Genomic DNA, 12,433 nt, shown 5'->3' on the forward strand with positions numbered 1-12,433 from the left:
ATTATCTACTGATCACACTATAAATCACCAAAGAATAGCTGTGGAATGACGGTAATACAGAAACCGATTACAATGATCCAAAGTAATGTCATACTGGCTATAAGAAAATATAATAAGTTTGCTGGCTAGCGTTCATATATCGAGAAGTTTACATGGCAACAATAAACGACATAAGTAAAATGGTCGGAGTGTCGAAAGCGACTGTATCCAGAGCCATTAATGGCACAGGCCAAGTGAGTAAAGAAACCAAAAAAGCTATCTTCGAGGCAATGGATGCGCTCAACTTTCGTCCTAACTCATTAGCTCAAGCTCTTGCTACGAATAAATCCAACAGCATTGGCATCGTTCTGTCTGATTTTGATGGGAACTACTTTGGTCGACTGTTGAAACAAGCATCTCAAACCGCTGAAAAGACAGGGAAGCAGCTCATTGTAACAGATGGTCATAACTGCGCTAAACGAGAGAAAGAAGCCATTCATTTTCTTGCCGATCGAAAGTGCGACGTTATCATTTTGTACACGCGAAAGATGTCCGTAAGCGACATCATTTCTCTTAAGCGCTCGATCTCAACACCAATCGTCAATGTCGGCCGTGATCTCCCTGCATCGGCAGGCTATACTGTTGGTTTTGATCATACACATGCTGCACAAATTGCCATTACGCATTTAATCGACCTTGGCCATAAAGATATTATTTATATCGGACCAGAGCCGACAACGCCGACAACGCGATTGCGATTTCAAGCTTTTGAAGAAAAGCTTGAGCAACATCAACTTGTAGCACAAGATCGTCATATTATCTGCCCAGACTTTACGGTTTACGGTGGTTATGATGCATGCCAACAGCTCCTAAAGGTCAAGGTTCCATTTAGTGCTATCTTTGCTGCTAGCGATGATATTGCAATTGGTGTAATGAAGGCCCTGTCTGATGCAGGTATAAAGGTTCCGGAAGACGTTTCCGTTGTCGGTATTGATAATCAAGAGAAAAGTGCATTTGTCACCCCTTCGCTAACGACGGTAGAGTTGCCAATAAAAGCAATGACCCTTCACGCAATGCAAATCGCGCAGGAATTAGCTGAAGGTAAACAGGTCACTAATGGGTCGAAACTGTTTACTGGTGAGCTCATTGTTCGTCATTCAGCAACACCCCCAAACACGTAACACGCTTCGCATTTTAAGCTTAAGAGGCCTATTACGGCCTTTTTGTTATGCACCTATCAGATGATTAGAACTCTCAATTTCGTACCGCTTAACGCATAGTTATGCAAATAAAATATGCACTTCTTTATGTAATGTCTAGAATTAAGTTGTTACTCTGGAAAACATACTCAAGGATGCTCATATGAAATGGTTAATCTCTATCTCAATGGCAGCTTTCATCGCTGCACCAGCCATGGCGGTAATTATGCAAACGGCAGTACCAACACTAAAAGATGTACAACAGGCTTGTGAATTAAAACGGGTTACACATCAATGTAGTATTGTCAATGAAAGTAAAGTAGAGAAAGGGATCTGTATTGATGCCAAGCGATATGGCTTAATCTGCTCACAAAGGAAAAGTGTCAATCTTTAGGTGTTGTTTATTTTTTGCTTCGAATAAAAAAAAGAGCAGCATTTTGCTGCTCTTTTTTGTAACTATATGATTACCACCAAGCTTCCCACATTGCACCCACTGCAAATGTGTCTCGATCGATATCTTTGGTTTTCAAAGAACCCGTCTTAGCATCAACATTATTCTCGGCCTCACCGACAGTCGCATAAAAACGCAGCATTGGACGATCAGATGAGCTGTTGCCGAAGCTAATATTCTGAGAGAGCGTCACTTTCCATGCGGAGTTTTCATCAGATTCATCGTAATCAACTAATGAGTACCCAGCCTCTAACCAAGTAGAGTGCACATCTGTCCAAGCATAGGTTGGACGAACAATTGCGGAATAGTTTGTTCGGTTTAGTGCTTTATCATCACCGTCGTACTTATGGAAACCTGCTAAATACTCGATAGCCGTACGATCATCTAGGTCAAATGCACCTTCTAAACTTGCATACCAAATGGTTAGGTCATCTGTTTTATTAAATACCGAGGTATCAGAGTTGTTTGAGTAACGGATCATGAAGTTATGGCCGCTATAGTCTAAAACTGCGGCAACTTGATAAGCGGTGATGTCTTCTCTACCCGGATCTGCCGAGTCTTTTACTTTATCAGAAGAAAAGCCGTAGTTAGCATAAAGTGTTAAGCCCAAATCGTCAGTTAAATTAATGCCGTGAAGTTTAGTTGTAATCGCATAGTTACCACTATCACCTGTGCCTTCATCAGCAGTCTGACCAACAGCGCCCAGATCGAAATAAACACCGCCAAGATTGAGATTATAGAAGCCGGCACCTTGCCCATCATGAGACATCCAAAAGTAATCATTGATCCCTTGTTGCGGGCGTTGGTGGAAGTCTCTACCTGCCCAGATATAAAGATCTGGCTGTGATGCAAATACACCCGATACGCCCGTATAAAATTTCTTCAGAGCAATATCGCCATATTCACCATCTTCTTTCCACCAATTTTCCAGCATCAACACAACATCCCAATTAGTGCCATTGCTACCGTTAAACCCTTTAGAAAACTGGAATTCGCCGCCGTTCGATTCGTTACCTAATCGGCCTGCAGCGCTGTCTGACATTTGCCCATCAGCCCGAACATAATCGTTTCCATTGTCAGCATAATGCAGACCATAGCGAGCATAACCAGTAAATGTTAAATCATTATCCGAATCGACTTCTTTGGCAAAAGTAGTTGATGTTGCCAACAGTGTAGATATTACTATGGCTAATGGTAATAGTTTCATTTTTTAAACCCTAACAAAATTAAAGATGTAACAAGCTCTTACACAACAGTTGTTGCATGTATTTTATTTATAATAATACGTAAGACTAACCCATAAATATGGGGTAATTTAAAATAAGGCATTGGTGATAATTATTTTAATTACTATTTTTTAGTAACATTCGATGGATATCAATTAACTCAACAATAAGCTCTTTTGCTAGCATGGCCGTCATTATATGATCTTGTGCATGAACCATAATAAGATTTACAGGTACTTTACCTTCACCCTCATCTAAACCAATTAATTGTGTCTGTACATCATGTGCACGTTTAGCTGCCGCAGCTGATGACGTCATGTGGTTATCAACTTCATCCCACCTACCGGCTTTAGCTGCCCGCAGTGCTTCCATCGCGCATGATTTTGATTCACCAGCGTTGATGATCAGTTCCATAACGGTGCCTTCTAGCGCCTCACCTACTAATACACTCATATTCTCTCCCTTTAAAACTGTTTAGAATTAGACATTGTTATAAAATGATAGACTGCGCCAATAAGACCAGAATCATTGTTAAATTTTGTTGGTTCAATTTTTACATAATCTGAAGTTTGCGTATTATTTATCGCTTTATCATGATTGATGATGGTTTGTATCTTGTCTATTATTTTTTCAAAAATTTCATGTCGCTCACTAATGGCACCACCAATAATTATTTTTTCTGGGTTTAAAATGAAAATTAAGTTATATAAACCAATGGCGATATGCTCATAGAATGACTCAATAACATCTTTCGCAATAACATCACCCGCTTTAGCAAACGTATAAATATCATTCCCTGACACTTCCTCGAGCATGACTTCACCTTTGCGAAGTATATATTGGTGTCTTAAGCCTTCTTTAACCGAAGCTGTAAAGCTCATGGTTGCGGGCAAATCTTGGTTTGCAAAAAAATCACGCGTTAACATATAGCCGAATTCACCAGCCATATATCTGTGCCCTCTGATCAGCTGGCCATTAAAGTATATTGCGCCACCAACACCGGTTCCTAATGTAATACAAAGAAAATTTTCTGACTTCGTCGCATTACCTAACCATTTTTCTGCAAGAGCAACGCAGTTAACGTCATTTTCAATCTCAACGGGCATTGAGAGTTTCTTTGTCATGATTTCTTTAAAGTTAATATCATAAAAATCATCTATTGCACCACCTGTTTGCATATAGCCGGTATCGACATTAATGAAACCTGGTAATGAAACTGCTGCACCTTTTAACTGGTAAAAATGGCTATATTTTTCCTTAATCGCAACAAGACAATCAATAATGGCCTCACCATTTAGTTCTGTCTCGACTTTCCCTTTATCAAGAATTTTTCCATCTTGGGTTAGTACGCCATATTTGATGTTGGTGCCACCAATATCATAAGCGAGATATAGTTGCTCTTTTTTCATTATTATCAACCACTAGTGCCTATTTATGTAAGTTCTCACCACGTGTTGCGATAACATCTTTAAACCAATGGAATGATGCTTTCTTTTTACGCTCCAAACCGTTTTGGTGATCGACATAAATAAAGCCGTACTGCTTTTTATAGCCATTCAACCAACTCAGTAGATCAATTGCTGACCATGCGTAATAGCCCTTTATATTCACCCCGTTATCGATAGCAGCCTTTACTGCAACTAAGTGATCATTGATAAAGTTTATTCGTGGAATGTCACAGATTTCTCCTTCAATGATGGGATCTTCATCACCCAAACCATTTTCAGTAATATATAACTTAATTTGTCCATATTGCTCTTTGAGCATTTTTAGCCCAGAAACAAAACCTTCTGGTGAAATTTCCCAATCCCATTTTGTATAGCGCTTATCATCCATTTTTACGGTACGATAAACACCGTCAAAACTTGGGTTACCAGGTGACCCCGTCGAGTTTTCACGGGTTAGTTCTTTACTTTGGAAGGAAGAATCAATTTTTTCAACACGCTGTGGCTGATAGTAATTTAGTCCCATGAAGTCATTCAATGGTGCAGCTTGAGCAATGGTATCTAACTCCTCCTGTGTCCACTCAGGAACGTAGCCTAATTTTTCAAGTTCGTGAACAACATATTCAGGGTATCTACCAAGTAGGATAGGATCATAGAACCAGTTAGTATTAAATTGGTTTGCATGCAGTTGTGCAAACTGGTTTTCTTCTGAGTCATCAATACTAAACGCTGGGCTGAAGACATGACTCAAGCCAATTTCACCATACTGGTTAAGTTTTTTATACTCGATCAGTGCGCGAGCATGGGCGTAAAAAACATTATGTGTGGCTTGGAAGTATTTCTTTGGATCATTAGTGATACCTGGTGGGTGTGCACCAGTAAGGTAACCTAGCGCGGTGAACACCACCGTTTCGTTAAAGGTAATGAAGTGTTTAACACGGTCTCCAAAGGCTTCGAAACATACCTTGGCATATTCCACATAAGCATCGACAGTTTTCTTATTTAACCAGCTGCCATCTTTTTCTAATGGTAACGGCAGATCCCAATGGTACAAGGTTACAAAAGGAACGATGCCGTGCTTGAGACATTCATCAATAAGTTTATTATAAAAATCAATGCCCTTTTGATTTATTTTTCCAGTACCATTGGGCAGTATACGTGCCCATGATATAGAGAATCGGTATGACTCTAGGCCCATTTCAGCCATCAGAGCAATATCTTCTTTATAACGATTATAGTGATCAACTGCGACATCGCCATTCGTACCTTCGAAGGTTTTACCTGGGATTTTAGTAAATTCATCCCAGTTCGTTATACCTTTACCGTCTTGGTCCCACGCACCTTCAACTTGGTAAGCAGCTGTGGCCGCGCCAAATAAGAATTCATTTGAAAACTTCATATTAATCTCTTTTAATTTTAAGATTGATACGCGTATCTATTTGTCGTTTGATACGCGTATTAACAAATGTTATTGATTAAGTAGTGCTAAAGCATCATCAAGGATCTTTTCGCCTTTCAACATGCCATAATCAAGCATATCGATAACTTCAACTTTCTTACCAATTGGATCGGCTAGTCTTTGTAATTCATCTTTTTTGAATCTAATTTGAGGGCCCAACAAGAAAATATCGTATTCTGTTAAATAATCTGAGATTGTTTCAACACCATGCGCTTCAATATGAACATCAAGTCCTTTTGATACCGCGGACTCTTTCATTTTTTTCACAACCATTGATGTTGACATGCCGGCAGCACATAGAAGTAGAATCTTTTTCATTTTAATTACCTTAATTATTTTATTATAGCGTTATTTATTTTTCAGCTTGAGCAGCTAACTTATCTTGATATTTAAAGAATGGGAAATACACACATATGGTCATCAGGAAAATACTGATTTGAAGCAAAGCTGCACTCCAGCCACCAATAATAAATCCACTTAATATCATCGGGGTTGTCCAAGGGACTTGTACTGCTGTAAACGGACCTACCAAGCCAAAGCTAATTGCGCTATAAACCATTACGGCTGATGTTACTGGTGCAAGTACGAATGGAATAAACATTATTGGGTTAAAGATAATAGGTGTGGCAAAGATTATTGGCTCGTTAATATTAAAAATTCCAGGGATTAAAGACAGGCGACCTAACTGTTTATATTGTGCAGAGCGTGCGAACATCACCATGCAACATACAAGCCCGAAGGTAAGCCCTGAGCCACCCACGGTAATAAACTGATCTACGAACTGGTTAGTTACAATTTTCGCATTATCGCCAGCGATTAGCGCTTCACCCGCTGTCACTAATGTCTGGTTATGGAGTGCGTTTGCAGTAACAATTGGTCCCATGATACCCATGACGATAACTGGACCGTGAACACCACACCACCATAGCAGTGAGATAAGTAATGCTATGCCTACAGCGCCAAAAAATGAATCTGACATGCTTTGAAGCGGTGTTTGTACTATGACATAAATGGTTTCAATAAAGGTTTTATCGAATACAAGATCAAAGAAAATATAAGTACTAAAAGCAAGAGAAATAATAATAAAACCTGGAATTAGTGATTTAAACGCATTTGAAACACCTTCAGGTACGCTTTCTGGTAGTTTAATTACCCAATTACGGTTAAGAACCTGCGCATATATCCAGCCAACAGATAGGCCTATTAATATAGCCGCGATCATACCTTTACCACCTAAAAAGGCTTTTGGTATTACACCGCCAATTTCTGTTCCATCAGGAGCAACAATAAAGGCATTAATCACAATAAGCATTGAAACTATTGCAAGAACGCCAGCATTAATACCATTATGTCCTTCATATTTAACATAGGTGAATGCTATGCCAAAGACACCAATTAACGCTAAGATATCAAATGTAGAACCGACAACCTGAAATAAAGGTGTTGCCCATTGTTCGCCAAATATTCCAGCCATGAATTCGTTGTAACCATCAATTGGTACGAATGCAATTAGAAGGAAAAAAGAGCCAATTATTGTCAAAGGCATGGTTAACATGAAGCCTTCTTTGATTGCTGTAATTGGCTTTGAATTAACAAATTTTAATATAGTGGGTAGGAATCTATTTACTCTATCCATCATCGTACTTTGCAAACTAGCTGCTTGTGTACTCATTGATTCAGTCTCCTTTCTGTAATTATAAGCTCTAATCTATGCAATGACTGTAACCGGTTACGGTAACCGGTTACAGTCTGGATGTTTGGATTTTTGATCAATTTCACAAATAAATCTCGTACTGGCTTTAAAGATAAGACGAGGTCGATGTTTTTAATTTGAAACAGTTAGAAGGGCACATCATGATTAAACAGCAATAGATGGTTGGTATCCAAAAGCTGTTTATACATTATGGTTTAACATCTAGTTGTTGATTTTTACTTTATATGGAGCGGAGAAAAGGACAAAGGCGATACGGATGTGATTTGCCGCTGTTGATGGGGTTAACTGGCTGATTTCCTTCTGGGAGGAGGGGGGCGGATTTTATTAAATGTATACCCAGGTAACTTGGGTATACATTTTGTCTTTTGATATATAAAGGAGAGATTCATCACCGGCGATGGCCGTTAACCGTTCACCATATCAAATTAGGTGAATTTTACTGACTGAAATCATACACGATGGTGTGTTCATAGTTCTTTGACGGGTCGATGACGGTGCAAGGAAAGTTAGCCTCATTGATACCATTCACGAAACCTTTCGGTTCGAGACAAAGGCCGGCATACCTTGGATAATGAACATCTTCCTTGCCATCAACACCGTCCAAGTTGTGGCCATTGTAGAAATGCAGAGTTTTTTCATTCGAGAAGATAGTTAATACTCGCCCATCACCTTCTAAGCGGGCCATTTTTTTGAGCTGCCCTGTTTCATGTACTGAATGGTTGAATACATAAGAGTGGTTGATTTCTAATCCTCTTTCCACGTCACCATTAAGGCGCTTCGGCTTTTGGAAACAGAAATCGGACCGATCTAGTGCGATAATATTACCATTTGGTATCCGGTCTTCTTTCTGCTCCAATAGTTTATTCGCAAAGATCGTAAGCTTATGATTTTTAATTGAACCAGCCTGATGTCCATACAGGTTGAAATAGCTATGGGCCGTAATGTTGACGGGAGTTACCCCATCAGCATAAGCGTTGAACTTTAACGCTAATGTGTTGCTGTTGGACAGTGTATAAGTAGCTAGCACGACGATGTTGTGCTGAAACCCTTCTTCACCATCGGCATCAAGTAGTTTGAAGGTGATAGAGGTCTCACTGTTTTTCTGCTCGGTCTCAGTTTCCTTCCATACACGGCGATGGTAGCCAAATCGACCACCATGAACGCAATGTTTACCCTGATAGGCGTTACCATCTACTTTGATGGTTTCGCCTTGGAGTTCAAACTGTGCACCTTCAATACGGTTTGCAACCCGGCCAATCAATGCTCCAAAGTAGTGAGAGTCTTTGATGTAGGGAGGGAGGCTGTCAAACCCCAGTACCACGTCGGCTATTTCGCCATCGGCGTTTGGTACATTGAGCTGGGTAATGATCCCCCCAAGTTCCAAAATAGACACCGACATACCATTATCATTAGACAGTGTTATCTGATTGACACTCTGATTATAAAAAGTGCCAAAAGCTAAACGTTCAATGTGCATTGCTTGGCCTCAATCTGTTTTATCAGACGGTATTTTGCGGTGTCCCATTAAGGAAGGAGCGGATATTGTCCGCAACCATATTCATTATGCGCTGGCGAGCGTCAAGCGTTGCCCAGGCAATATGTGGGGTAATAGTGCAATTTTGAGCGGTCAATAACGGATTGTCCGCCCTAGGTGGCTCTTGCCAAAGAGTGTCGAGGGCTGCACCAGCAATTTTGCCTACGTTGAGTGCATCTGCCAGTTCCTCTTCAACCACAAGTTGCCCACGGGAAGTATTGATAAGGAAGGCTGTCGGTTTCATCAGCTCGAATTTTTGTGCATTCATCAAATTCATCGTTGCGGGTAGGGCAGGACAATGTAATGAAACAAAATCCGCTTGAGCCAGTACTGAGTCAAGATCCAGCATGGTGTGCTGATAGTTTGGCAATGATTGCGCGTACTCATCGTGTGCCAGCACCTTCATTTTAAATGCTGTAGCTATCTCACCGACTCGCTGGCCGATGTTGCCAAAACCAATAATCCCAATGGTTTTCCCTGCCAGTTCAATCTGAGGGTTTAGCCAATAGGTCCAATCGACATTATTTGTCCAGCCGAGCTCATCTCGTACATTATCGCTGTTTGTTGCCACATTACGGGCAAGGTGCGTGATATGGGCGAATACCATTTCGGCAACGGTATCAGTGCCATAGACGGGCACATTCATCACTGGGATCTGTTTTGCTTTCGCGTAATCGACATCCACCACATTGTAACCCGTTGCCAGCACTGCGATACATTCAAGACTCGGGCAGCAGTCAATTATCTCCTGAGTGATCGGTGTTTTGTTCGTGATCAGAATGTGGGCAGTTTTTGCTCGCTCAATGATTTGCTCTGGTCCGTCAGTCGAGCGGTCGTAGCAAGTGAAGTTGCCCTGATTGGCAATAGGATCCCAGGGGTTATCCCCTGGGTTAAGGGTATATCCATCAAGGCATACAATTGTTTTCATCACAATTCCTTTTTAAGATGACGAGGTTGCTAGCTTGTTTTTGACATTGGAGAAAAGGCTACGCATTGCTTTATTCACCGTTGGGATCTGGCTGCAGATAATCATAGTAATAAGACATACTAAGATGAACGAGATTGGTCGCTCAATCATTGGCATTAAGCTGCCGCCTGTTGTTTTAAGCCCTGTGCGTAGTGACGTATCAGCCATCGGCCCTAATATCACCCCGATGACTAATGGCGCTATGGGGACATGCAATTTCATAAAGAAGTAGGAGATGATGCCGATCCCCCCCATTAGATAAAGGTTAAATACTCGCATGCCTAAAGCGAACGAACCGATCACACATAACACCGCAATCAAAGGCATGAAGAGTGTTTGAGGGATACGTAAAATGTGCACTACTTGCTTAGATAGGATCATGCCGCAAACCCACATTGCAAGCGCAGCTGCAAATAAAATCGCCGTGACTTGAGGAATAAAGTCGGGGTTAGTTTTTAACAGCATCGGCCCCGGAGCGACATTGTGCAGCATGAGGGCACCAAGCAGCATAACCGCAGGTGGTGAACCTGGGATACCTAGGCTAAGAAGTGGGATCATTGCTCCCCCAACACACGCTTGGTTCGCAACTGATGTCGAGATCACACCTTCAGGTGCGCCTTTGCCAAAGGTTTCTGGTTTTTTGCTGGTTTTTCTGGCGATACCGTAAGCGACCCATGATGCAATATCTTCACCGATACCTGGAACGGCACCGATACCAACCCCCGTGAGCGCCGAACTGCCGATTAAACGGGAGTTCTTAAACATGGTTTTCATGTCCGGTATCAGTTTGCCAATCGATTTAGCGTTCATCGACTTCATTTTCAATTTGGATTCCAGTACAGACATGATCTGCGGAATGCCAAACGCCCCAATCAGAACTGGCACGACATCGATACCGTTGTCCAATTCATGCATACCCATCGTAAATCGAGGGTACATTTGCATATGGTCTTGCCCAATGGTTGACAACCAGATACCAAATAATCCCGCGATCCAACCTTTTACCGCCAATTCCGGTGATGTAAGGCTACCACTGATCAGGATGCCAAATAGGGCAAGTAGGAAGTATTCATAGGAGGTAAATTGCAGTGCAGCTTTGGCAATCATCGGTGAAAGCAGTGCGACAAACACCATGCCTATAGCTGAGCCGATCAAAGACGATGTCGTTGCAAGACCGAATGCCCGCCCAGTTTGGCCCTTTTGTGCCATTGGGTAGCCGTCCATAGCCGTTGCCGCTGAGGCCGCCGTCCCTGGAATATTCAGTAGGATTGAGGTGTACATTCCCCCATAGACACCACCAACATAAATAGAAAGCAATGCCAGCAGAGCTGTTTGATTATCCAGCCCATAGGTTAAGGTTGTTAGTAGTGCGACACCGAGAGTGGCCGTCAAGCCAGGCATTGCACCAAAGATAATTCCCAAGAAGGTACTACCCACAAGGATCAGTATCAGCAACGGAGAGGTGAAAATATGCCAAAACATACTTCCGAATACAGATAAAATGTCCATATATTAGTCCCTATTAAAATGCATCTTCGAGTAAAGACAACTGCTCATCAGAGAGATCCATTTCTACTTTTGTCTTCCCGGTGGAAATATAGGTGTAGTAGGTATGGTTGAATAATTGTTCAACAACTAGACCTTCTTTCGGTAGGGGCACCAACAAGAAATAACGAAAAATTGGACACAATATTGCTGGAAAAATAATGGCAATCAGTGTCATCCTGCGTACTTTTTGTATTAGCTCTGGGTTTGTTTTTTTGGCGCCATTATACATAGCAACAATCAGGGCAATTGCTGTAACCACTAACAGTAGATCTGTGGTAAATGGATATGCACTGTTCACGGCTTTATCGAGGCCAGTCATAAAAATGACAATAGAGACAGTGACAACACTGTAGTAAATCTTGAGTATTTTTTTCGAAATCGCAGGCTGATCCAGGTAATAAATACCGATATAAAGGAGAAGAAATACTGCTGAAGCGAGAAAAAAGTCATACCAAGTGATCAGCACATAGATATAGCTAAGGATCCCCCCTGCCGATACGAGGAACCCCGTTGGATTGATCTCTTTGAAATATTTAACAAACCGTTCCCGGCCCCGTTCATTTTTACTCTGCATAAACACAGACAAGCCTGCAGCAAACAGCGAGCAACCGATAAACAGCGGCAGAAGGCCCGGTGATTCATACCATTCGGTAGTAACACCACCAACGGTACCGGAAAAAGGCATGGTCAATGAGGTTGCTATGACACCAAGTGAAAACAGCATAACAATAAGGGAGAACGCAAAGTCCCATCCATGCATTTTTTCCTGTTCCAACGTTTGAGCTGCTAATTTGTCTTCATCTACTTTTTCGTCTTTTGAGTGCATGGTTGCGCTAGTCATGATGACCCCCAATAAGAGAAGTTAAATGGGATAGTTAAGCGTGAAGGGAGCCCTGGCTGGATTGACCATT

The 12,433-nt window shown here is 41.5% G+C and carries 12 protein-coding genes; 2 read left to right on the forward strand and 10 right to left on the reverse strand.

Translation table 11 applies throughout. From position 1 onward, the window contains the following. Positions 1 to 152 precede the first annotated feature (152 nt). Positions 153 to 1,160, forward strand: coding sequence for a LacI family DNA-binding transcriptional regulator (locus ACVA53_RS00745; protein WP_255044557.1), 1,008 nt, complete (start codon positions 153 to 155; stop codon positions 1,158 to 1,160). Between the two features lie 181 nt (positions 1,161 to 1,341). Then, on the forward strand, positions 1,342 to 1,572 hold the full coding sequence (locus ACVA53_RS00750; protein ID WP_446504276.1) for a hypothetical protein: 231 nt from the start codon (positions 1,342 to 1,344) through the stop codon (positions 1,570 to 1,572). Between the two features lie 70 nt (positions 1,573 to 1,642). Here the strand turns inward: ACVA53_RS00750 and ACVA53_RS00755 are convergent, their stop codons facing one another. From ACVA53_RS00755 to ACVA53_RS00800, 10 genes are all read right to left on the reverse strand, one after another. Continuing rightward, the gene (locus tag ACVA53_RS00755; protein ID WP_255044555.1) at positions 1,643 to 2,836 is read right to left on the reverse strand and encodes a carbohydrate porin; all 1,194 of its coding nucleotides are present in this window, start codon (positions 2,834 to 2,836) and stop codon (positions 1,643 to 1,645) included. 136 nt (positions 2,837 to 2,972) lie between these two features. Further along, on the reverse strand, positions 2,973 to 3,308 hold the full coding sequence (locus tag ACVA53_RS00760) for a PTS lactose/cellobiose transporter subunit IIA (protein ID WP_255044553.1): 336 nt from the start codon (positions 3,306 to 3,308) through the stop codon (positions 2,973 to 2,975). Between the two features lie 11 nt (positions 3,309 to 3,319). Next, positions 3,320 to 4,264, reverse strand: coding sequence for an ROK family protein (locus ACVA53_RS00765; protein WP_446504277.1), 945 nt, complete (start codon positions 4,262 to 4,264; stop codon positions 3,320 to 3,322). A gap of 19 nt (positions 4,265 to 4,283) precedes the next feature. After that, positions 4,284 to 5,699, reverse strand: coding sequence for a glycoside hydrolase family 1 protein (locus ACVA53_RS00770; protein WP_446504278.1), 1,416 nt, complete (start codon positions 5,697 to 5,699; stop codon positions 4,284 to 4,286). Between the two features lie 69 nt (positions 5,700 to 5,768). Beyond that, positions 5,769 to 6,077, reverse strand: a complete 309-nt coding sequence (locus ACVA53_RS00775) for a PTS sugar transporter subunit IIB (protein ID WP_255044550.1) — start codon at positions 6,075 to 6,077, stop codon at positions 5,769 to 5,771. Positions 6,078 to 6,111: 34 nt separating this feature from the next. Continuing rightward, positions 6,112 to 7,431, reverse strand: a complete 1,320-nt coding sequence (locus tag ACVA53_RS00780) for a PTS sugar transporter subunit IIC (RefSeq protein WP_255044549.1) — start codon at positions 7,429 to 7,431, stop codon at positions 6,112 to 6,114. A 478-nt stretch (positions 7,432 to 7,909) separates the two neighbouring features. Next, entirely contained in the window at positions 7,910 to 8,950 is a 1,041-nt protein-coding gene (locus ACVA53_RS00785; RefSeq protein ID WP_446504279.1) for an aldose epimerase family protein, read from the reverse strand. Between the two features lie 22 nt (positions 8,951 to 8,972). After that, a complete protein-coding gene (locus ACVA53_RS00790; protein WP_446504280.1) occupies positions 8,973 to 9,935 on the reverse strand; it encodes a D-2-hydroxyacid dehydrogenase in 963 nt (320 codons plus the stop codon). A 12-nt stretch (positions 9,936 to 9,947) separates the two neighbouring features. Next, on the reverse strand, positions 9,948 to 11,483 hold the full coding sequence (locus ACVA53_RS00795) for a tripartite tricarboxylate transporter permease (RefSeq protein ID WP_446504281.1): 1,536 nt from the start codon (positions 11,481 to 11,483) through the stop codon (positions 9,948 to 9,950). A gap of 13 nt (positions 11,484 to 11,496) precedes the next feature. Next, complete coding sequence (locus ACVA53_RS00800; protein WP_446504282.1) at positions 11,497 to 12,363, reverse strand: hypothetical protein; 867 nt, start codon at positions 12,361 to 12,363, stop codon at positions 11,497 to 11,499. Between the last annotated feature and the right edge of the window lie 70 nt (positions 12,364 to 12,433).

This window comes from Photobacterium sp. DNB23_23_1 (genome assembly GCF_052873815.1).

Bases quoted from the DNA above. Each gene is read 5' to 3' on its own strand.
- ACVA53_RS00745 (WP_255044557.1), top strand. From the start codon at position 153: ATGGCAACAATAAACGACATAAGTAAAATGGTCGGAGTGTCGAAAGCG.
- ACVA53_RS00750 (WP_446504276.1), top strand. From the start codon at position 1,342: ATGAAATGGTTAATCTCTATCTCAATGGCAGCTTTCATCGCTGCACCA.
- ACVA53_RS00755 (WP_255044555.1), bottom strand. From the start codon at position 2,836: ATGAAACTATTACCATTAGCCATAGTAATATCTACACTGTTGGCAACA.
- ACVA53_RS00760 (WP_255044553.1), bottom strand. From the start codon at position 3,308: ATGAGTGTATTAGTAGGTGAGGCGCTAGAAGGCACCGTTATGGAACTG.
- ACVA53_RS00765 (WP_446504277.1), bottom strand. From the start codon at position 4,264: ATGAAAAAAGAGCAACTATATCTCGCTTATGATATTGGTGGCACCAAC.
- ACVA53_RS00770 (WP_446504278.1), bottom strand. From the start codon at position 5,699: ATGAAGTTTTCAAATGAATTCTTATTTGGCGCGGCCACAGCTGCTTAC.
- ACVA53_RS00775 (WP_255044550.1), bottom strand. From the start codon at position 6,077: ATGAAAAAGATTCTACTTCTATGTGCTGCCGGCATGTCAACATCAATG.
- ACVA53_RS00780 (WP_255044549.1), bottom strand. From the start codon at position 7,431: ATGAGTACACAAGCAGCTAGTTTGCAAAGTACGATGATGGATAGAGTA.
- ACVA53_RS00785 (WP_446504279.1), bottom strand. From the start codon at position 8,950: ATGCACATTGAACGTTTAGCTTTTGGCACTTTTTATAATCAGAGTGTC.
- ACVA53_RS00790 (WP_446504280.1), bottom strand. From the start codon at position 9,935: ATGAAAACAATTGTATGCCTTGATGGATATACCCTTAACCCAGGGGAT.
- ACVA53_RS00795 (WP_446504281.1), bottom strand. From the start codon at position 11,483: ATGGACATTTTATCTGTATTCGGAAGTATGTTTTGGCATATTTTCACC.
- ACVA53_RS00800 (WP_446504282.1), bottom strand. From the start codon at position 12,363: ATGACTAGCGCAACCATGCACTCAAAAGACGAAAAAGTAGATGAAGAC.